Here is a 20849-nt window from a genome sequence, read left to right as displayed (position 1 = left end):
ATTTCTCGGGTTCGCCGTCGGCTCAAGGGGGGGTATTCTCGGCACACAAAGCACACGCCTCGCCACCAGGCCCGGGTGCCCAGGGCGCCACCTCTTGGTCCAGCATGTCCAATCTGATCGATTCCCAGAAGCTGTTCGACTCCGCTCCCGCTCCGCTCATGGTGCTGGATCGGGAGCTGAGATACGTCGCGGCGAACCAGGCGTACCTCAAGGCCACGTCGCTGCGGCGTGACCAGATCCTCGGACGCAACGTCTTCGAGGTGCTTCCCCAGGACACGACTCCCTCGGGTGCGGACGGCCCACGCAAGCTCCGGGATTCCCTCGAGCGGGTCCTCGCCAGCCGCTTGCCGGACCTGCTCGCGATGGCGGTCCAGCCCATCGCCCGCTCCACCGAGCAGGGCACGGTGCTCGAGAAGCGCTTCTGGAGCTACTCCCACAAGCCCCTGCTGGATGCCGCGGGCAACGTGGCCTTCATCCTCCAGCATGCCGTGGACGTCACCGACCTGCGCGCCACGGACACCGGGGTGAAGGAACCGCGGACGGAGCGCCTGGAAGGGGTCTCCTCGGAGCAGATCGCGGCCCTGATCGGTCAGGCCTGGACCGTCCAGGAGAACAACCAGACGCTGGACCACGAGCGCCTCTTCCTGCGCCAGTTGATCGATCTGCTTCCCGGCTGCGTGGGCGTCCTGCGTGGTCCCGACTTCGTCTTCGAGCTGGCCAATGCCAGCTATCTGCCCTACCTCAACTTCCGGAACGTCGTCGGCCTGCCGCTGAACAAGGCGCGCCCCGAGCTCGAGGGCAACAAGGCCGTCTACGAGATGCTGGGGCGGGTGCTCTACCAGGGCGAGACGATCGTCATGCGGGGTTTCAAGGTCCCCGTTCGCAAGACGCCTGGGGGTCCGGTCGAGGAGATCGTCGCGGACTTCGAGTACCGGCCCGTGCGCCTGCCAGGCGGGCCCATCCTGGCCGTCCTCATCTACGGCCAGGACGTCACCGAGAAGACGCGGGCCGAGGAGCAGGTGCGCCACTACCAGGCCCACCTGGAGGAGCTGGTGCGCGAGCGCACCCGGGAGCTCGAGGAGAGCGAGGCCGAGCGGCGCAAGACCGAGGCCCAGCTGCGTCAGTCCCAGAAGATGGAGGCCGTGGGCAAGCTCACGGGCGGCGTGGCGCATGACTTCAACAACCTGCTCCAGGTCATCGCCGGCAACCTCCAGCTCCTGCAGCGCGACGTGGTGGGCAATGAGCGCGCCCTGAGCCGTGTCCAGACCGCCGCCCGCGCGGTGGACCGCGGCGCCAAGCTCGCTTCCCAGTTGCTCTCCTTCGCGCGCCGCCAGCCGCTCCAACCGGTCATCGTCAACCTGAGCCGGTTGGTGCGCGGCATGGATGAACTGCTGCGCCGCACGCTGGGCGAGGACGTGGAGATGGAGACCATCACCGCCGGAGGGCTGTGGAACACGGCGATCGATCCCAACCAGCTCGAGAACGTCATCATCAACCTGGCCGTCAACGCCCGTGACGCCATGAACAACAACGGCAAGCTGACGATCGAGGTCGGCAATGCCGTGCTCGACGAGCACTACTGCCGGATGCACCCCGAGGTCCTTCCCGGCCACTACGTGCTGCTGGCCGTCTCGGACACCGGCGGCGGCATGTCCCCGGAGGTGATGGAGCGGGCCTTCGAGCCGTTCTTCACCACCAAGCCCGAGGGCCGCGGCACGGGTCTGGGCCTGAGCATGGTGTACGGCTTCGTCAAGCAGAGTGGCGGTCACATCAAGCTGTACAGCGAGGTGGGGCATGGCACGACCATCAAGCTCTACATGCCCCGCGCGCTGGAGGCCGAGTCGGCGGACGCCCAGGTCATCACCGGCCCCATCGAGGGTGGCACGGAGACCATCCTGGTGGTGGAGGATGACGCCGAGGTGCGTGCCACCGTGGTGGAGATGGTGAGCGAGCTGGGCTACCGCGTGCTCAAGGCCGTGGACGCGCAGAGCGCGCTGGTGATTCTCCAGAGCGGCGTGCCCATCGAAATGTTGTTCACCGACGTGGTGATGCCCGGTCCGGTGCGCAGCCCCGAGCTGGCCAAGCAGGCCAAGGTGTTGCACCCGGACATCGAGGTGCTGTTCACCTCGGGCTACACGGAGAACGCCATCGTCCACGGCGGACGGCTCGACGCGGGGGTGCAGTTGCTGAGCAAGCCCTACAGCCGGGAAGACCTGGCCCGCAAGCTGAGGCAGTTGCTCAACAACCGTCAGCAGAAGCTGGCGGTCCGGGGGCCTCCCCGCACGGCGCCCACGTCCAACACGCCCGTGCGTCCCCCCGCGCCCGCCGCGTCGCGCCGGCTGCGCGTGCTGCTGGTGGAGGATGACGAGGACGTGCGCTCCTCGGCATGCGAGCTGATGGATCTGCTGGGACACGAGGTGCTGGCCGTCACCAGCGCCGAGGAGGCCAAGGGCGCGATGGCCGCCAGCGGCTTCGATGTGCTGTTCACGGACGTGACGCTGCCAGGTGCTTCGGGCGTGGAACTGGCGCGGGAGGTGACGGACCGGAAGACGGGGATGAAGGTCATCCTCGCCTCGGGCCATGGAAACGTGGCGAGACCCCAGGGAGAGGCCCCGCTGGAGGGCGTGGTGGTGCTGCCCAAGCCCTACACGCTGCCGCAGATCCAGGAGGCCCTGGAGCAGGCGGTGGCCCTGCCCTGAACGTCACTCGGGCCGGGCGCTAGAACGCCCGGTTCACGGCGTAGGCGGCGATCTTGTGCTCGGCCGTGTAGGTATTCGGGCCGGGGATGCCATCGATGGGGCCGGTGTAGCCGAAGCTCCGGCCCACGGTCTGGACGCGGGTCCAGTAGATGGAGCCGGGAATCCCATCCTCCTGCGCGGAGGTGCGAGGCGTCCCGCGCTTGTTCAGCTCGCGAGCGGTGATCTTCACGCGGACCTTCTCCGTCTGGGGTCCGGTCACGCCATCGATGGGGCCGGTGTAGCCGAAGTCGCGCTGGCCCACGGTCTGGATGCGCTTGTAGTAGATGACGCCCGGAATGCCGTCCTGCTCCGTCGTCGTCTGGGGCAGGGAGCCACCACCGCCACCACCGATCGGATCGCCACCGCCGCCGGCGATCCGGCCACCCGCGTAGTCCATGGACCAGCCGAGGTACCGCGCGCCCGTCGCGCTCGAGTAACCCGAGACACTGTTGATGCCGATGGCGTCTCCCCACGACGCGGCGAGCTTCCGGGTGGCCATGAAGACCGTCCCGCCACCGCCATTGAGGTCGGCACCGACATGGCCGTAGGCGCCGATGTCCCACCAGTGGAAGGCGCCGATGAGCGCCTTGGAGGCATCCGTCGAGACAATCTTCGATGCCCGGTAGGCCTCGATGGCGGAGGGGCGAGCCGAGGACTCGGGCAGCTGGCCAAAGCGCCACATCAGCGAGCCGCACCACTGATCCCACGAACCGCCGTCCCGCTTGGGATTGGCGGCGGCGTAGGCCCGTGCCCGATCATAGATGGCCGAGTTGGCCTCGGCGCTGAGCGTGCCCGTCTCGGACGCATCGACCGCCACCACGTCCTCGGTGGTTCCTCCGCACGAGGCCAGCATGAGGCCCGCGGACAAGAGGGCGGTGTTCCACGTCATCCGGTTCAAGGACATCGATTGTCTCCTGGTGAGGGGCCATGAGGCGGGTGGGGGAAGCCTCGTGGCACCGGGTGTTATCGGAGACAGGGGAGACAAAGTTTCCGTGTAGTCCGTTTTCTCGGTTTACTTGTCGGGGACTGGGAACAAGGCGCGGATCGCGGCCAGAGCGGCCGGATGGTAGATGGTGTCGTGGCGTTCGTCCGGACGCGGGTCGAAACGCCAGTCCAGGCCGTCAGGTCCATCATCCTTCAGTGCTTGAACGAGCCGGTCGATGCCGGTCCGCATCTCGCCGCCCTCGTTTCCAATGCCGAGGTAGAGGCGCCGGCCACGGAAGCCTCCGGACCGCAGATCCGCCGCCGCCTCCTTGGACAGCGCTTCATCCTCCCACCAGAGACTCGGGCTGACGGCGATGTAGTCGTCGAAGCTCCCCGGCGCCCGCAGGAAGGTTTCGGTCACGAACAGGCCCGCGAGGGATTCGCCGATCAGCGCCGTGCGACCACTGGTGCGGTAGCGCGCCGCCACCCAGGGCTTCAGCTCCTCGACCAGGAACCGCCGGTAGGCGGCGGACCCACCCGAGGTGGGAAGCAGCTCGAGGTCGCGAGGAACCTTCGACGGATGGGTCAGATCGTGTTTGCGGTCGACGCCCTCGATGCCGACCACGATCATCTCCTGCGTCTTGCCGTTGAACGCCGCGACCTGGGCGAGCCCCGTGATGTGGTGGAAGTCCTCCGCCTCGCCCCCGTCGAGCAGGTACAGCACGGGAAAGCTTCGCTTCGCGTCGGCGTAGCCCGGAGGCAGGTAGACGTTGACCCGTCGCTTTCCGCCCAGGATCTTGGAAGGAACGGTATAGGAGCGGCCGATGACGACCGGGCGTCCACTGTCGGCCGGCGTGTTCGTGGGTGGCCTGGCCTCCGCCGAGAGCGTCCAGGCCAGTGTGGCCCACAGCAACTGCCTTTTGATCATGCCATCATCCCGTACCGAGCTTCGTTTGATGGATGATGGTGTAGCCCGTGAACGTCTCCCCGGTCGAGTACTGGAACATCTGGAAACGGTTCTCGCCTCCCGGTGGTGTTCCGGAAGGCTGTCAGATGACGGGTCGGGCACTTTGATTGATGATGGGATGGGTTCATGCGTATTCGAATCGACTTGTTGAGTGCGATGCTGCTCTTGGGGTTCGCGGGGGCCTGCGCGCATGGAGGCCCGAGCGCCGCCACTGGCTGCGAGGACTCGGAGGCCCTGTGCTGGGATTTCGAGGAAGGCACGCTGCCGGCCGGATGGACGGCGTATCGCGACGAGTTCAGCGGCCAGTTGCTCGTGGATGACACCCGGCCGCACCAGGGCAGGTACGCGCTGCACGCCAAGCAGCTGGTCGGGGGCAAGGAGGGAGAGCAGGGCGGACCCAAGAAGACGATCCGCTTCGAGCTGCCCGCCCAGTTCGGCCCCGTGCTCTGGGGCCGGGCCTACGTCTACACGACGCCCGCGCGCCCCGTCTCGCACGCGGGGCTCTTCAACGCTCGCTATCCGAGGCCAGGAAGCGCCGATCGCGCCTTCGACACGCTCGACTGGTACGAGGTCGCCACCTACCAGCAGAAGTACATGTCCATCTGGCACCCCCCCGAGCCGCCGGGCTTTCCGGAGTGGGTGCAGGTCTCGGACACGCCGCTCGTGCTCGATGAGTGGACCTGCCTCGAATGGCTCTTCGACGGAGACAACGGCACCCAGCCGGAAGCCGCCGAGCCCCGCGTCTGGCTCAATGGCGTCGAGCTGAACTGGCCCGAGAAATTCGTCTTCTCCGATCCGCCCACGACCACGCCGCCGGTCCGGGAGAAAGCCTCCCACTTCACGGTGATGGAGACCGGCGTCTTCCTCTACCAGGGCCTCTCGGTGCCCACCGACTGGTGGATCGATGACCTGGCCGTCGGGAAGCAGCGGATCGGCTGCGACCCGGATTGAGGGGCGAGCGGCGCCCGGGCGCTCACGGAAGCGACATCGTGAGGCCCGTGCGCGCAAGCCAGCCGGACACGGTGGTGTTGGAGACGGTGTCGCCGAAATCGAAGGCATCCGCCTTGAGCCGCAGCATCTGGATCTTCCCGCTCGCGTCGAAGATCACGATGAAGGTGGCGCTCTCGTTGACCGGGCGCTGGAAGTAGTTCGGCCCACTGCCCGTGGCCCCCTCGAACGAGTAGATGGTGCTCGTGGCGTGCAGCGGGCTCTCGCCGTGAAGGACCTCGGCGACATCGAGTTCTCCGCAGCCTCCGGGCGAGCCCATGCCGCGGCAGTTGCAGCCGTACTGGGCGGTGCGCACCACGCGGGCGTTGAGCATCCAGATGGCCGGCACGTCGTCGTAGTACTCGGTCTTGGGCCCGGTGTAGCGCGGCATGCGAGCGCGGATGGCGAAGATCTTCGCGCCGCCCCAGCCATGTCGTGTCACGCCTCGGTAGAAGCCGCACTCGCTCGAGTCGCCCGTGCCGATGCAGGGTTGGTCCGAGAGGATGTTCATCTCGGTCCGGTTGGCGAGCGAGCCGGTGAAGCGCGTGGGCGCCGCGGCGGCCGTCTTGCCATCCGCGGAGGCGTAGCTCTGGCTGTTGCCGCCGCACAGGGTCCACTCGCCGCTGCCGGTGCCCCCCAGGTTGTTGAAGAAGGTGAGGTTCGTGGAGCCACAGCGGTTCCAGGAGGACACGCGCGACCAGGAGCCCGAGCCCGGCCGGTAGACCGCGATGTCATACAGCTCCATGGGTCCACGGAAGTTGACCGTCATTTCCTCGTTGAAGGGGGCGAGTGCGCCGCTGACGGACGTGGTCGCTTTCTGGCAGGCGTTCGACGGGCAGGTCTGGCCCCAGACGCCGGGCAACATGTTCGTCACGCGCTGGTAGGAGCCCGTGCCGCCCACGTTCAGGATGCTCATGGTGGACACCGGAGTGCCCGTGCCATCCGGCAGGTCATCTCCCAGGTCCTTGAGCGCGGCGGAGTGGCCCGCGGCACAGTCCGCGGCCGCGAGGGGGTTCGCGCCCACATCGGCGGGGACTTCGGTATCGGAGCGTTCCGAGCCCGGCTCCTCCGGTGTCTGGGTGGTTCCACAGGCGCTCCCCAGGAGCGCGGACAGCAGGAGGGGGGTGAGTCGCGAAGGGCTGCGCTTCATCCAGGTCTTCATCAGGGGGTCTCCACTTCCTCGAAGTGGGCACACGCTACATCACCCTCGGTGGGAAGACAGAGTAGGAAGGTTATTCCGCGATTCCTGGATTGAGCAATCTTCCAAGCGGAGTGCATCCGCCGGACCTTGAGAGGAGCTACACCTCCTTGAACTTCGTCCCCGTGGCGCCAATGCCCTCCAGTGCCTTCCGGATCTCCTCGGACACGAGGAGCACCACCAACCATCCCTGGGGACGAAACACATTGGCGTCACCGACCTTCGAGGCGTCGATGCGCATTCCATGTACAGCTCGATAGTTGCCCGTCTTCTCCGGACGTCCGTCCTCGTGCTTCCAGTATTGGACCTCGGCGGATGCCTCATCGTCGATACACTTCACGACTCGCGTGACGTTGAGGATGAAGAACTCATCGGGTTGACCCTCAACGTCCACGGGAAGCAACTGCACGTCCGTGGATGCCAATTTCGCGATGAGGGAAGCCACCCTTGCGTGGACGATGGGGGCACCGCCGACGGGCGTCACACTGAAATCCAGCGGCCTTCCGAGTCGATCAATAGGGATCAGAAGACGCCCCTCGATGTCTACCGGAGCCCCGTTCTCGAATTGCCATCGATCTACTTCGCGGCCCCGTGGGTCTACGGGGTCATCCAAATACCAGCGCCCGGGGACGTGAACGTCATCGGACAGTCTGAAGTACCGCATGATATTCAAACACTCCTTGGCTTGGCGTCACTGGGTCCGCGTGACCAACTTGTTGAGTTCGGTGCCCTCAGTGGAGATCTCCTTGGCAAGCCGTCGGAGTTCCGCCGTCAGCGACTCCCTGCTCTCCTGCATGGTCTGGCGGCCCTTTATCGCGTCTCTCAACCGGTCGAATATTTCTTCATGGTACTCCTGCGGATGCGGGCCCACATGGCCCTTGACGCGTACCTTGTTCGCTGGATCGTCCAGTGACATACCAGCCTGATCGAAGAGCTTCTTGAATTTGGGAGTCCACGGCCCCCCACTGTGAGTGGCCTCGGTCCACTTGTCGGTGGCGATGTGGTGCTCGGGTCCCTCGGCCTCCACGGGGCTGGACGCCGCTCCGCGCATACCCTGGACACTCGTGGCGACCGCGTCGGGCGCGAGGGCGATGGAGACCGCATCGGCGGTCACGGTGATGGCCTGCACCTGCGCCACCTGGGTCAGCCGGACGCCCACGTGCGCCGCCCCCACTGCTGACGCTTGAGTCGCGCCTGGCAGGGTGGGCAACCTGGCCGAGAAACTGGAGGCCGTCTGGCCGATGGCCGCCGTGAGCAGCAGGGCGAACGCCCGCGCCGCGTTCTTGCCCATCACCTTGCCGTACTTCGTCCCGGCCGCCCGAAGTTGCGAGAGGGACGTGGCGAGGTCGGCGGTCTCCACCAGCCGCCTCCAGCCCTGGATGAGTGTCCAGAACGTGTCCACCCCGATGTAGCAGATGAAGCTGGCCGTCACGATGGTCGCCAGCCCCTTGGAGAACACGGGTTCGGGCGCCAGCCACATCGCGGCGTAGAGGGTCATTGTCCAAAGGATGGACGCCTTGATGGCCTCGGGGTCGGCCATGTCCTGGAGGGCCGCTGTCATCTCGGGGATGACTTCGTCGAGGGCGAAGGACATGGCGAGGACATAGCGGCCATCCCCGGAGAGAACGGGATTGTTCATCAGCGCCCTTCGGCAGTCTCCTGGTGTCCCGATGGCCGAGCAGAAGCGCAGGTACTCCCGGGTCATCCTCACATCCACCTGGGCCCATTGCGAAGCCGGGGGCTGTCCGTCCAAGGCGACAACCCCTTCGCGTTGGGAGTACCCGTACCAGCCACTGCGCGGTGGGACCTCAAGTAACTCGCGTGCGGCCTTCTCCGGGTTGGCCGGAGGCCCCCTCCGCCGGATCTCCTGAGCGATGGCCTCCGTGAACTCTTCTTGTCCCAACGCCACCGGCTTGGCTTCGGCCGTCCGAGGAATGTGGAGGGTGGGCTGGCCCTGACCCGTGTCGAGGCGCACGATGCGCGTGGTGCCGCACGCGGAAATCAAGGCCAGCAGTAAGAGCGCACCGGTCAGACGAGGTGCCATGAGATGTCCTCCAATGAGGTCATGCGCGCCATCCACGAGGACGGCCTCGCGCGGGAATTCTGGATGGATTCGGTGAACCGGATCGCTCGCATCTTTCCCTTTCCCATGGAGTTCGTATCGTCCACTGATTCATCATGCGCGGCATGTCGCCGTCCTTACCTGTTTCTCGCTGGCGCCGCGTGTTGGCGGTGCTGCTCAGCATCACTCCGGGCTGTGGCCACGTTCTGCTCGGCCGGTGGAGGCGGGGACTGGTGTGGCTGGGAGCCATGTTGCTGGCCCAGGCCTCGATCGCGTTCCTGGGGTTCGCCGGGCTCGTGATCACGCTGGGGGGGATGCTCGGCGCGGCCGTGGACGTGGTGCGACTGCCTCCGAGGGAGACCGGTGTGCCGAGGGCAGGGTGGGTGGTGCTGACCCTGGTGGGTTTCTGGATGGTGGCCTCCCTGGTGGGCATGACTACCCGCACGTGGCTGGCCGAGCCCTTCACCGTCCCCTCCGTCTCGATGCTGCCCACGCTCCTTCCGGGAGACCACTTCTACACGGACAAGCGTGTGGCGAGCCCTTGGCGGCGGCCGGTGGAGCGAGGCGAAGTCATCGTCTTCCGTCCGCCGCCGCAACCCGAGGTGCGCTACGTCATGCGAGCGGTGGCGTTGGCGGGCGACACGGTGGCGGTCCGCTGTGGGCGGCTCTCCCTCGACGGCCAGGAGGTGGAGCGCCGGACACTGGGCGACTGCGTGGGCCTGTCAGGTGTCGAGGACTCCTGCCAGCGGGACGAGGAGTTGCTGGGGGAGCACCCGCATGGAGTGCTTGGGTGGGGCTCGTGCATGTCCGCCATGGACTTTCCCTCGGACGCCGGGTGCCCGGAGAAAATGGAGACGCGCGAGGCGGGATGCGTGGTGCCCGAGGGACACGTCTTCGTGCTCGGGGACAACCGGGACAACGCCTCGGATTCACGCTTCTGGGGGCCGCTGCCCGTGGAGGAAGTGGTGGGCGCGGCGCGCTTCATCCACTTTTCGTGGAGGCCCGGGGGAGAAGGCATTCGCTGGGGCCGGATTGGCACCGAGGTGCGCTGAACCAGGCGGCGGCCCGTCGTCACCGGCGCCATCGTGGGAGCCCGGAGCGCCGAGCAGGTGGACGGTTTCATCGGCGCCCTCGACTTCCGCCTCTCGCCGGACGAGGTGAGGGAAGTCGAGAGCGCCCTCGGCTAATTCCTGCCCTTCCAGGGCCACGGGATGCGCGGGTCAGCCGTCGACCAGGGTCTCGAATCCGCCGAAGATCATGCGCTTGCCATCGAAGGGCATGTCCTTCATGTCCTTCATGCGCGGGTCCTCGAACATCTTCTTCTGGCCCGCGTCGCGCACGGCCTTCGAGGGCCACTCGATCCACGAGAAGACGACCACCTCGCCCGCCTCGGCCTTCACCGCCCCCTTGAAATCGGTGACCTTGCCGTCGGGCACGTCATCGCCCCAGCACTCGACGACACGCGTCGCTCCATACTCCTTGAACAATGCCTGGGCCTGAAGGGCCATCTTCCGGTAGGCGTCCTTGTTGGCGACGGGCACGGGTGTCACGAATCCATCAACGTAGCTCATGGTGTGAGTCCTTTCTTCGGTAGCGGCTCAGGAGGATGCCTGAGCGGTGAGGGTGTCGATCATCCAGGGCGTGCCGAAGCGATCGGTCAACATGCCGAAGCAGGGCGACCAAGGCGTCTCACCGATGGGCATGGAGATCCGGCCTCCCTCGGACAGGGCCGAGAAGATTCGCCGAGCCTCGGCGGTGCTCTCCGCTTGGAGGGTCACGCTGAATCCGCCCATCGGCTGGGCGTACTCAGGCGGAGCGTCACACCCCATGATGGCCTGGTCGCCGACCTGGAGCCAGGCGTGTGCGATCTTGCCCTGCCAGGCCGCGTCGACCTTGTTTCCGGGCATTTCGCCAAAGGTATGCATGGCGGTGAGCTTCCCTCCCAGCACCTCGGCATAGTGCTCGAATGCCTCACGGCATCGTCCATTGAAGTTCAGGTTGTTGATCAGCTTCATCGTGTGTCTCCCGCGGTGGATGGCGTCCTCCACCTCACGTCGTTCGAGCCCTCCCGCTTTCGACAACACGGCGTGATTTCCCGCGAAAAATCACCGCGAGGCCTCGGCGCGAGGCGGCGCCCAAGGGGGGCGAGGCGGCGGGCAGGCTCCCGGGAATAGATTGATGCGACGCGTTATCTCGGAAGTCCCTTGATGAGGACGGACTGCTGGCTTGGCGCACACCTCGGGTGTCCCCCGTCAGCGCCCCTCCTCATCCTTTCAGGGACTGTCGGGCTGCTTTCGCCAGGTGCACCATGGCCGCACGTGCTTCATCCGGCGTCGCAATCGGTTGGTCGAAGGTAAAACGCAGGGGGCGCTCATCCGCCAGCACATCGAAGCCGTCGGCATCAATGCCTTGCATGGCGACCTTTTCCGCCGAGACCCCCTTGAAGGCCTGGCAGTAGGCCTTGAGGTTGTGAGCGTGGTCGTCATTCATGTGCCTGACAATGTCGGCTTCGCTCTGTGCGAAGGGATTGGCGACGAGCAATTCATCGCGCTCCAGCCAGAAGATCCGCCCGAACCCGGCAATGAAACGGGCGCGTACGAGAACGAGCCGGTACAGCTCGAAGTCGTGGGTGTTGATGTAGTCCGCTGACCGGGGGAAATAAGCACGGTACCGGGCGTGAGCCGCGGTTTCGTCGATAGGGACGGGCATGGCGTCCGCGACCCAGGTCAAGCGCTGGGAGGCCTGTGGGTCTGGATTCGTCGCATCGTGAATCGTCAAGGAGACCTTTGCGTCCGCCTGAATGTTCTTCGTGTGCTGGGCCAAGGTGCTGATAAGGATGAGCGGCGCGCCGGCATGGTCGAGAGTGTAGGGAGTAATCGACCCGAAGGGATAGCCAGGCAACTCGAGGCTCATGGTCGCGAGCACGCCATGGCGCTGGTGCAAAAGAAGCGTGCGGGCATGACGGGCGCGATTGTCGAGATCGGACATGGCCCGAGTATAAGACGCCCCGTGTGGGTCTCGCACTCCCGGTTGCGCGGGGTCAAGCCGGGTCCACTCCGATCTTCGGGCAGACGTCGGACAACGGGCAGGTGCCGCACTGGGGCTTGCGCGCCGTGCAGGTGTAGCGGCCGTGCAGCACCATGGCGGGTCCGAAGAAGGTCCACTCGGCTTGGGGAACGAGCTTCATCAACTCCTGTTCGATGTCCTCGGGCTTCTTCTTCTTCGTGAGGCCCAGGCGCTGGCTGACGCGCACCACGTGGGTGTCGACGATGATGCCCGAGGGCAGGTTGAACGCGGTGTTGAGCACGACGTTGGCCGTCTTGCGCGCCACGCCGGGCAGGGTGGTGAGCTCGGCGATCGTCCTGGGCACCTCGCCGCCGAAGTCCTTCAACAGCGCGCGGCTCATGGTCTGCACGGACTTCGTCTTCTGCTTGTAGAAGCCCGTGGGCTTGAGGTCCTCCTCCAGCGCGGCCGTGTCGGCATCGGCGAGGGCCTGGGGGCCGGGGTACTTCTTGAACAGGGTGGCGGTGACGCGGTTGACGCGTTCGTCGGTGCACTGCGCGGCCAGGATCGTGGCCACGAGTAATTCGAAGGGAGTCGTCCAGTTCAGCTCGTAGCGGGCCTCCGGATGGGCGGCGTGGAGGCGGGCGAGGGTAGCCTTGGCGGTCTGTGCGGGAGTCATGGTGGGGAAGGGGGCCGAGGGCCCGGAAGCCCACTTTCGACGCTGTCGGTGGACACGGCAACCGCTGATCGCGGGCGGGGTCCCGGAGTGGAGGGAGGCTCCGTCCAGGAGCTAGACGCTCGCCTGAGCGCCGTCAGGGGTGCTCGGGGTCGGGGCCGAGATCCCTCAGACACAACTCGCTCATGCGCTTGAGCAGCCAGCGCGTGGCGGGCCCCTTCGCGATCTCCGGGCGATGCACGACGGTCAGCGAGAGCAGCCACGTGTCTTCGCCCCACGCCGCGACCTGGAGGCGCACGAGCCGGCCCGCGGCGAGGTCCGTCCTCACCAGATGCTCCGGCATGTTTCCCCAGCCGAGTCCGCCCAGCAGCAGGGCATGCTTGGTCCCCAGATCCGCGACGCGCCAGACATGGGTGGACAGGATGGCCTGATCCTCCGTCTGGAGCGAAGTGCCCCGCTCGCTCAACACGATGTTGACGTGTTCGGCGAGCTCTTCCGTGGAGAGCCGGCGCTTCACCTGGGCGAGCGGATGCGTGCTGGCCGCGACGGGAATCATCCGGACGGAGGAGAGGTGTTCCCGGTCGAGTCCCTGGACATGCGCGGCGGGACCCACCACGCCAATCTGACAGGTCCCATCCAGCACGCGGGCGGACACCGCGGACAGGGTGTCGATGTACAGGTGGAGTCGCACGGTGGGGAACTTCACCGCGAACTCCCGGCAGAGGTCGACGAGCGCGCGCATGGGCATGATGGCATCGACCACCAGGGAGATGCTGGGCTCCAGACCGTTCACGAACGATTCCGCGACGCGCTTGAGCGCATCCACCTCGGCGCAGATGCGGCGGGCGTTGGTGAGCAGCACGCTTCCCTCGGCGGTGAGCGTGGGAATCTTCGTGGTCCGATCCCAGATCCGCACGCCGAGCTGCGACTCGAGATTGGCCATGGCGTGACTCACGGCGGACTGGACGCGCCGGACCTTCCGCCCCGCCGACGAGAAGCTGCCCTCGTCGACGACGGCGATGAAGGTGCGGAGTTGATCGAGGGTGATGGCATCGAACATGCGGCAATCATCTCATCACGCGCCGTACAGCCAGCCCTCAGCGTGTTCATGCGCGTGTCCTGGCTCAAAAGACGAAGCAATCGCAGCCGCTGTCCCACGGGTCATGGGGAGCGAACAGATGGGAGTGGGGCTCGTGCACATGGACGTGCGAGGCCCCGTGGTGGGCCGGGGCGGCGGAGGCTCCGCGAGCGCTCCCCGCGCCCGACACCGGAGACCAATCCGGACTCACGGGCGGCAGGGGCGGCGCGAGCGAGCCGAATCCCCCCGCGCCGTGGACGATCTTCCCGTCCACGAGCGTCAGCACCGACTCGATGTTCTTGATCTCCTCCTCGGGCACCGAGAAGTAGTCGGCGGAGAGCACCGCGAGATCGGCCAACCAGCCCTCGGCGATGAGTCCCTTGTCCCGCTCCTCGCCGGAGAACCAGGCGCTGCCGACGGTGTAGAGCCGCAGGGCTTCTTGACGGCTCATCCGTTGGGCGGGGGCGTACAGGGACGTACCACCCACCGTCCTGCCCGTGACCAGCCAGTAGAGCGACACCCAGGGGTTGTAGCTGGACACGCGCGTGGCATCCGTCCCCGCGCCCACCGGAATTCCCAGGTCGAGCATGCGCCGGATGGGAGGCGAATGGGCCGCGGCCTCCGCGCCATAACGCGCGATGAAATGCTCGCCCTGGAAGGACATCCGGTTCTGCACGGCGATGCCTCCTCCGAGTGCCCGGGTGCGTTCGAGGTTTCGCGGAGAGATGGTCTCCGCGTGATCGAACCACCACTTGAGCCCCTGGAAGGGAATGTCCCGGTTCACCTTCTCGAAGACGTCCAGGAAGCGGGTGATGGACTCGTCGTAGGTGGCGTGCAGCCGGAAGGGCCACCGGTGCTCGGCGAGGTGGCGCACCACGCCCTCGAGCTCCCCCTCGAGCGAGGGCGCGAGATCGGGCCTCGGCTCGAGGAAGTCCTCGAAGTCGGCGGCGGAGAAGACCAGCATCTCGCCCGCGCCGTTCATCCGGTAGAAGGCGTCTCCCTGGCCCGGCCGGACCATGGCCGTCCACTTGCGGAAGTCCTCGAGCTCCTGCTGGGGCCGCTGCGTGAAGAGGTTGTAGGCGATGCGGACGGTGAGCAGTCCCTGCTGGTGAAGCGACTCGACCACCCGGTAGTCGTCCGGGTAGTTCTGGAACCCGCCGCCCGCGTCGATGACGCTCGTGAGGCCCAGGCGGTTGAGCTCCCGCATGAAGTGGCGCGTCGAGTTGACCTGATCCTCGTAGGACAGCCGAGGCCCCTTGGCGAGCGTCGCGTAGAGGATGGAGGCGTTCGGTTTGGCGATGAGCAGCCCGGTGGGATTGCCCTGCTTGTCGCGTTGGATCTCTCCCCCTGGAGGGTTGGGGGTGTCCTTCGTGTACCCCACGGCCCGGAGCGCGGCGCCATTGAGCAGCGCCATGCCATACAGGTACAGGATGAAGACCGGCGTGTCGGGGGCCGCGGCGTTGATCTCCGCGAGCGTGGGCAGCCGCCGCTCGGCGAACTGGAACTCGTTCCAGCCGCCCACCACGCGCACCCACTGGGGGGCGGGGGTCCGCCTCGCCTGGTCCCGGAGTTTGCGCAGCGCGTCCGAGAGGGAGGGAATGCCCTCCCAGCGCAGCTCCAGGTTGTAGTTCAACCCGCCTCGGATGGTGTGGATGTGCGAGTCGATGAGTCCGGGAATGACGGTGCGTCCGCCGAGGTCGATGACCCGGGTGGCGGGGCCCTCGCGGGTCATGACGTCCTGTTCGCTCCCGACGGCGAGGAAGCGGCCCTCCCGGATGGCCACCGCGTCCGCCTCGCGAGCACCTCCCGTCGCGATACGCCCGTTCTTGAGAATGAGATCCGCGGTGGCCATGGGTGTTGCTCCCTCCTTGGTTCGCACTGTACGCCGATCCATCGCCGGTGAACGGAGGGTGACCGCGGCAATGGATTCATCTCATCCATCAATGGGAGAGATGGATGGCCGCCGCCTCAACCCTCGTCCGTTTCGTGCTCCTCGCCCACCACCTCCTCGATGGGCGAGGGCTCCTCCTCGTCGCTCTCCAGGGCGATGGGCGGCGAGGGTTGCGAGGGCGTGGGGTCCGTCACCGGGAGCAGCCGCGCGGCGTCGAGCACCAGCACGAGCACGGCCAGGGCGCTCCCCATCACCGTCAGGCGCCAGGTGGGCTGGCTCCCCCGAGAGGGTTCCCGCTCGGCGTAGCCCGCGAGGGCCCACAGCAGGACCAGCGCCAGGAGCGCCACCAGCAGGTTCACCGCGCCCACCACCTTCGCCCGGACGACCAGCTGGGCGAGGAACAAGGCCACCCAGACGTGCGCCACGTACATGAGCAGGCTGTTGCGCCCCAGCCGCGTCACGAACGAGGCCAGCCGCGTGTTCCTCAATCGCGGCCACGCCAGATCACTCACGAGCATGATGCTCGCCACGGCGGCGAGGTACTTCAGTGCCTCGCCCGTGGACAGCGGCGTCTTCCAGAACACCAGGGGCAGGGGGGCCGCGAGACCGAAGTCCTGGGCGTACGCGCTCGTCCACAGCAGGGCCCATGAGGCCACCGCGAGCATCGCCAGCCGCGGCTTCAGTCCCCGCCGCAGGCCGCTCCACCAGGGCAACACCATTCCCGAGAGCATTCCCGCCACGAACAGCAGCTGCCACAGCACCAGCCGGAACTCGTTCTGGATCTCCGGCCCGGCCCACGCGTTCTCGCCCACCTGTCCCCAGGCGAAGAGCCCCACGCTCGACAGGGCCAGCACCCACCACAACCCCCGCCGGATGAGTTCGAGGAAGACGGGGCTCAGGGCGATCATCACCATGTAGAGGGGCAACAGCCCGCCCCCCCGCTTGAGCATCAGGATGTCACCCAGGGCCCGCGGGTAGGACTCGACCGGCATCCCCGTCACCAGGGGGTAGATGAGCAGGTAGCTGCACTCCGCCACCCAATGGACCCCGAGGATGAAGACGGTCCGCTGGAGCATCCACTGGTAGGTCTGACGCCGGTTGTCGGGCCGCCGGGCCTTGGGCAGGAAGATGCTCCCGATCGACAGCCCGGAGATGAACACGAAGCCACCGGCGGCGAAGCGGGTGTACTCGCTGAGGATCACCGACAGGGGCTCGCCCAGGGCCATGCCCTGGTAGACGAGGTGCACCAACACCATGTCGATGAGGCACAGGCCTCGCCAGAAGTCGATCCGGTGGTCACGCGAGGCGGCGGGCCGCGCGTCGAGGGCAGGGGAATTCGGAGGCATGCGTCATCCGTCAGGAGTGGTTTCAGAGCGTAACCGGCGACAGCCCCACCTGGATAGCGTGAGGCTCCTCCGAGGCGGCGGTGGTAGACTGGGGAACTCGGGTGCTCGACGCCTCACCCTGGCCCTTCCGGATTTCCCCTTGTCTCCCTTCCGTTTCTTCCTCTCGCAGGACAAGGACTCGCCGCCGTCCGAGAAGCTCGTCACGGACATCCATCGCCGCTGGAAATTGTGCGTGATGTTCGCGGTGGCGATGGTCTTGTTCTACCCCCTGGATTGCTGGCTGCTCGGGCGCCCGAGCCCAGAGACCCTGGTGCTCCGGGTGGCGTGGGGCCTGGAAGTCGTGTTGGTGATGTGGGCTCGGGAGCGGATGGATCCCCGGTGGGCGGCCTGGAATGACTCCCTCCAGACGGTGCTCGCGACCTCCTTCTTCGTGGGTCTCATCGTCCTCACCGGAGGCAGTCAGAGCCCCTATCTGAGTTCGACGGCGTGCGTGCCGTTGACGATCGCGCTCGTCTTCACGGAGGCCACGTTGCCCGCGCTACTTTCGGGGATGGTGTGTCTGGGAGGCATCCTGGGCATGTGGTGGGCGGAGGGCCAGGACGACAGCATCCTCGTGTGGGCCCTCCTGGTGGTCAGTTCCACGTTCTTCGGCACCTACGGCGCGATGCGCTTTCGCAAGGCCCAGGCCGCCGAGGCCCAGGTGTTGATCGAGCGCGCCCGTCGCGAGGCCCTGGAGAAGCTCGCCGTGGCCGAGCGGCACCGCGCCCAGACGGAGAAGCTGGCCACGGTGGGGCGGCTGGCGGCCAACGTCATGCATGAGATCAACAACCCCCTGGCCTTCGTGCGCTCCAACCTGGACTTCCTGCGCACCGAGATGCTGGCCCTGCCGCTGCCCGAGTCCGTGCGGACGGAGTTGAGCGAGGTGTTCGACGAGACGCACGTGGGCGTGGAGCGCATCCAGCGGATCGTCACCGATCTCAAGGGCTTCTCGCGCATGGATGGAGAGGAGACCGGGGAGTGCGCGTTGTCGGACGTGGTGACGGACGCGGCGATGCTGGCCGCGGTGCGGTTGCGCAACGTGGCGCGGCTCCGGGTGGAGGTGCCGCCGGGGCTGCCCGAGGTGATCGCCGCGCCGCGCCGCCTGGCGCAGGTGGTGCTCAACCTGCTGGTGAACGCGGGTGATGCCCTGGAGGAAGCGAAGGTGCGGGACGGCGAGGTGCGGATCTCGGGCGGGGAAGAGAACGGGCGGGTGTTCCTGGTGGTGGAGGACAACGGCCCGGGTTTTCCTCCCGAGGTGTTGCCGCGCCTCTTCGAGGCCTTCTTCACCACGAAGGGCCCGGAGAAGGGCACGGGCCTGGGCCTGAGCCTGTCGCGCGAGATGGTGGAGCGCTTCGGTGGGACGATCCGCGCGGAGAACCGCCCCGAGGGTGGCGCCCGCGTGCGGCTGGACCTGGCCGCGCACCGGCCGGCGGCCGTGGAAGGCGAGGGGGCTTCATGAAGAAGCCCGTTCACTCCTGGTGAGGACGCTCGGGTGTCCTGTTAGAACCCGCCCTCACGAAGGAGAAGACCGATGGCTACCGCGAAAGCAGTGATCGGCAATGTACTGGGGCGGTTCTTTTTCCATGACGCCATCGTGACGAGCGTCCGGGAGGTGTCCCCCCAGTTCCGGGAAGTCGAACTCGAGGGACCGGCCCTGCGGGGCCTCGAATGGCGGCCCGGCGACAAGATCCAGGTCTTCCTTCCCGAGACCGGCACGCGCACGTACACCCCACTGCGTTGGGACACCCAGAAGGGAACCACGGCGTTCCTCATCTATCTCCACGGCTCGTCGCCGGGTGCGTCCTGGGGCCGCGAGTTGCGCGTGGGCGCCCGGACCCAGTTTTTCGGGCCGCGGCGCTCCCTGTCACTCGACGATGTGTCCGAGCCCATCGTGTTCTTCGGGGATGAGACGGCGTTCGGCGTGGCCCACGCGCTCAAGCGGGCCGTGGCATCGCGCGAGTTCATTCCCGTCTTCGAGGTGTCGCGGCACGCCGAGTCCTCACCGGTCCTGCGCGAGTTCGGCTTCGAGGACAAGAACGTGGAGCGCCAGCCAGGAGAAGCGCACCTCACCGAGGTTCATGAGCGCTTGCGCTCGGCACTCCAAGCGCATCCAGGGGCCTGTCTCGTGATGACGGGCAAGGCGCAATCCATCCAGACACTCAAGGCGAAGCTCAAGGCGGACGGACTCGGTCGCTCCGCCCGGGTCAAACCCTACTGGTCCGTGGGGAAGACCGGCCTGGATTGAGCACGGCCCTTGGCGTCCGGCCTCAACTCCGTCCGGGCGCCTTGGACTCCTCCGGAGAGGCGGGGGCGGGAACGAAGAACCACTTGTCCGTGCGTTGACGCGTCACCAGGTGGGGAACACCCGCTATCTCCACCGTGGCGCCATGGGGAGGGTCTTGCTGCGTGCGCAACCACTCCGTGGCCTCGGACATGCTGGCGAAGGACTGCTCGACGCGTGTGACCAGCGCTGCTTCCGTATTGAAATCCCGAAGGTAGTCTCGGAACTCGTCCAGCTTGCTCGTTCTGCGAATGAAGTGGAGTGCTTTGGCCGCGGCCTCGATGGCGGCGAGCTGAGCCCCCGTACGAACATCCTCGTGCGCCAGCTTTTCTAGCTCCTCGAGCACGCTCTCCAGGTCGAACTTCTTGGAGGTGGATGGCGTGTCATGAGGCATGGCTACTCCAGTGAGCGCGAACAAGAGTAACTGGGCCTGTCGGAGTTCTACAAGACAGCCTGGCTTGGCTGTTCAATGGGAAACCCCCTCACGCCTTGCCACCACCCCGCACGCGCTGGACTCCCATCACCACACCGAGCGTCAGTGCGCCCGCCACGATGCCCACGATGGCATTGGCCAACATCGGGGTGAGCGCCTGGAGCAGTCCGCCGAGGCCCGGCACTCCGCCCGCGTGGTGGGTCAGGCCTTCAATCCCATGGTGCAGCACGGGGATGCCGTGCGTGAGGATGCCGCCACCCACCAGGAACATGGCCGCGGTGCCCGCGACGGACAGGCCCTTCATGAGCCACGGCGCCCCCTTGAGGATGCCCGCTCCCAGGCTCCGCTGAAAGCCACCGGAACTCCGGCTGAGCGCGAGCCCCGCGTCGTCCAGTTTGACGATGCCCGCCACCAGCCCATACACGCCCACCGTCATCAGCAGGGACACGCCCACCAGCACCAGGGCCTGCTCCGTGAGAGTCTCGGCCGCCACCACGCCCAGCGCGATCGCGATGATCTCCGCCGACAGGATGAAGTCGGTGCGCACCGCGCCCTTGATCTTCTGCTTCTCCAGCGCCACCAGGTCGACCTGCGGATCGGCCAGGGCCTGGGTGAGCTCCGCGTGATGGGCCTCGTCCTCGGAGTGGCTGTGCAGGAACTTGTGTGCCAGCTTCTCGACGCCCTCGAAACAGAGGAACAGACCGCCGATCATCAGCAGGGGCGTCACCGCCCAGGGCGCCAGGGCGCTGATGAGCAGCGCCGCGGGCACCAGGATGGCCTTGTTCACCGCCGAGCCCTTGGCCACCGCCCACACCACCGGCAACTCGCGGTCCGCGTTGACGCCGGTGACCTGCTGGGCATTGAGCGCCAGATCATCGCCCAGCACGCCAGCGGTCTTCTTCGCCGCCAGCTTGGTCATCACCGCCACGTCATCGAGGATGGTGGCGATGTCATCGAGCAGGGCGAGCAGACTGGATCCGGCCACGTGAGGAGTCCTTGGTAGAGGGAACTCGCGCCTTCTACCCCAGTCCGTCCCCGAAAGTGGACACTTCTGGACGCGACGCTACGCGCGCAAACGCCCCCGGCTCACCGTGCCGCTCACGAGGCTGGCCACGAAGAGCACCGCCGAGACGATGAGCAGCCACTTCAGCCCCGTCACGAAGAGACCCACACCACCAAAGATCAGCGCCAGAAGCAGGAGAATGACGATCAGGTTCATGTCCTGG

Annotated in this window: 20 protein-coding genes; 5 read left to right on the top strand and 15 right to left on the bottom strand. The window is 66.8% G+C overall.

Annotation, left to right across the window (positions count from 1 at the left end; genetic code table 11):
* Positions 1–104 precede the first annotated feature (104 nt).
* Positions 105–2699, top strand: coding sequence for a response regulator (locus MEBOL_RS36700; RefSeq protein ID WP_095981763.1), 2595 nt, complete (start codon positions 105–107; stop codon positions 2697–2699).
* Between the two features lie 19 nt (positions 2700–2718).
* Here the strand turns inward: MEBOL_RS36700 and MEBOL_RS36695 are convergent, their stop codons facing one another.
* Together MEBOL_RS36695 and MEBOL_RS36690 are read right to left on the bottom strand one after the other, a co-directional pair.
* Positions 2719–3642 (bottom strand): hypothetical protein, encoded by a 924-nt coding sequence (locus MEBOL_RS36695; RefSeq protein ID WP_095981762.1) that lies wholly within the window; start codon positions 3640–3642, stop codon positions 2719–2721.
* A gap of 108 nt (positions 3643–3750) precedes the next feature.
* A complete protein-coding gene (locus MEBOL_RS36690) occupies positions 3751–4590 on the bottom strand; it encodes an alpha/beta hydrolase (RefSeq protein WP_157823884.1) in 840 nt (279 codons plus the stop codon).
* A gap of 165 nt (positions 4591–4755) precedes the next feature.
* Between MEBOL_RS36690 and MEBOL_RS36685 the strand changes: the two genes are divergently transcribed.
* Entirely contained in the window at positions 4756–5580 is an 825-nt protein-coding gene (locus MEBOL_RS36685) for a hypothetical protein (RefSeq protein ID WP_095981761.1), read from the top strand.
* A 22-nt stretch (positions 5581–5602) separates the two neighbouring features.
* Here MEBOL_RS36685 and MEBOL_RS36680 read toward each other — a convergent pair whose 3' ends face one another.
* From MEBOL_RS36680 to MEBOL_RS36670, 3 genes are all read right to left on the bottom strand, one after another.
* A complete protein-coding gene (locus tag MEBOL_RS36680) occupies positions 5603–6781 on the bottom strand; it encodes a DUF2403 domain-containing lipoprotein (RefSeq protein ID WP_170115739.1) in 1179 nt (392 codons plus the stop codon).
* Between the two features lie 133 nt (positions 6782–6914).
* Positions 6915–7208 carry an imm11 family protein gene (locus tag MEBOL_RS44270; protein ID WP_342747703.1) on the bottom strand — a complete coding sequence of 98 codons (294 nt, stop codon included), beginning with the start codon at positions 7206–7208 and terminating at the stop codon, positions 6915–6917.
* 297 nt (positions 7209–7505) lie between these two features.
* Entirely contained in the window at positions 7506–8858 is a 1353-nt protein-coding gene (locus tag MEBOL_RS36670) for an AHH domain-containing protein (RefSeq protein ID WP_095981759.1), read from the bottom strand.
* 134 nt (positions 8859–8992) lie between these two features.
* On the opposite strand from MEBOL_RS36670, the gene lepB reads away from it, so the two are divergent.
* Positions 8993–9928, top strand: a complete 936-nt coding sequence (gene lepB / locus MEBOL_RS36665) for a signal peptidase I (RefSeq protein WP_095981758.1) — start codon at positions 8993–8995, stop codon at positions 9926–9928.
* A gap of 168 nt (positions 9929–10096) precedes the next feature.
* Here lepB and MEBOL_RS36655 read toward each other — a convergent pair whose 3' ends face one another.
* The 7 genes from MEBOL_RS36655 to opgC all read right to left on the bottom strand — a co-directional run bounded on the left by MEBOL_RS36655 (position 10097) and on the right by opgC (position 16870).
* Positions 10097–10447 carry a DUF1428 domain-containing protein gene (locus MEBOL_RS36655; RefSeq protein WP_095981757.1) on the bottom strand — a complete coding sequence of 117 codons (351 nt, stop codon included), beginning with the start codon at positions 10445–10447 and terminating at the stop codon, positions 10097–10099.
* A gap of 27 nt (positions 10448–10474) precedes the next feature.
* Positions 10475–10891: a VOC family protein gene (locus MEBOL_RS36650; protein WP_095981756.1), complete on the bottom strand. Its 417-nt coding sequence runs from the start codon at positions 10889–10891 to the stop codon at positions 10475–10477.
* Between the two features lie 250 nt (positions 10892–11141).
* The gene (locus MEBOL_RS36645) at positions 11142–11864 is read right to left on the bottom strand and encodes a HugZ family pyridoxamine 5'-phosphate oxidase (protein WP_095981755.1); all 723 of its coding nucleotides are present in this window, start codon (positions 11862–11864) and stop codon (positions 11142–11144) included.
* A gap of 52 nt (positions 11865–11916) precedes the next feature.
* Positions 11917–12558 (bottom strand): endonuclease III, encoded by a 642-nt coding sequence (gene nth / locus MEBOL_RS36640; protein WP_095981754.1) that lies wholly within the window; start codon positions 12556–12558, stop codon positions 11917–11919.
* Between the two features lie 133 nt (positions 12559–12691).
* Complete coding sequence (locus tag MEBOL_RS36635) at positions 12692–13615, bottom strand: LysR family transcriptional regulator (RefSeq protein ID WP_095981753.1); 924 nt, start codon at positions 13613–13615, stop codon at positions 12692–12694.
* A 64-nt stretch (positions 13616–13679) separates the two neighbouring features.
* Positions 13680–15485, bottom strand: coding sequence for an amidohydrolase (locus MEBOL_RS36630; RefSeq protein WP_095981752.1), 1806 nt, complete (start codon positions 15483–15485; stop codon positions 13680–13682).
* Between the two features lie 116 nt (positions 15486–15601).
* Positions 15602–16870: an OpgC domain-containing protein gene (opgC, locus tag MEBOL_RS36625; protein ID WP_095981751.1), complete on the bottom strand. Its 1269-nt coding sequence runs from the start codon at positions 16868–16870 to the stop codon at positions 15602–15604.
* A 139-nt stretch (positions 16871–17009) separates the two neighbouring features.
* Between opgC and MEBOL_RS36620 the strand changes: the two genes are divergently transcribed.
* Together MEBOL_RS36620 and MEBOL_RS36615 are read left to right on the top strand one after the other, a co-directional pair.
* On the top strand, positions 17010–18368 hold the full coding sequence (locus MEBOL_RS36620) for a sensor histidine kinase (protein ID WP_245919190.1): 1359 nt from the start codon (positions 17010–17012) through the stop codon (positions 18366–18368).
* 72 nt (positions 18369–18440) lie between these two features.
* Positions 18441–19154, top strand: a complete 714-nt coding sequence (locus MEBOL_RS36615; protein ID WP_095981750.1) for a siderophore-interacting protein — start codon at positions 18441–18443, stop codon at positions 19152–19154.
* Between the two features lie 22 nt (positions 19155–19176).
* Here MEBOL_RS36615 and MEBOL_RS36610 read toward each other — a convergent pair whose 3' ends face one another.
* The 3 genes from MEBOL_RS36610 to MEBOL_RS41640 all read right to left on the bottom strand — a co-directional run bounded on the left by MEBOL_RS36610 (position 19177) and on the right by MEBOL_RS41640 (position 20842).
* Positions 19177–19584 carry a hypothetical protein gene (locus MEBOL_RS36610; RefSeq protein ID WP_095981749.1) on the bottom strand — a complete coding sequence of 136 codons (408 nt, stop codon included), beginning with the start codon at positions 19582–19584 and terminating at the stop codon, positions 19177–19179.
* An 88-nt stretch (positions 19585–19672) separates the two neighbouring features.
* Positions 19673–20608 carry a DUF808 domain-containing protein gene (locus MEBOL_RS36605; RefSeq protein WP_095981748.1) on the bottom strand — a complete coding sequence of 312 codons (936 nt, stop codon included), beginning with the start codon at positions 20606–20608 and terminating at the stop codon, positions 19673–19675.
* Positions 20609–20686: 78 nt separating this feature from the next.
* Positions 20687–20842, bottom strand: a complete 156-nt coding sequence (locus MEBOL_RS41640; RefSeq protein WP_157823883.1) for a hypothetical protein — start codon at positions 20840–20842, stop codon at positions 20687–20689.
* Positions 20843–20849 lie beyond the last annotated feature (7 nt).

It is taken from the genome of Melittangium boletus DSM 14713, assembly GCF_002305855.1.
Classification (GTDB): Bacteria; Myxococcota; Myxococcia; order Myxococcales; family Myxococcaceae; genus Cystobacter; species Cystobacter boletus.
Note: the sequence above shows the minus strand (reverse complement) of the source record. Positions and strands in the feature narration are given on the sequence as shown.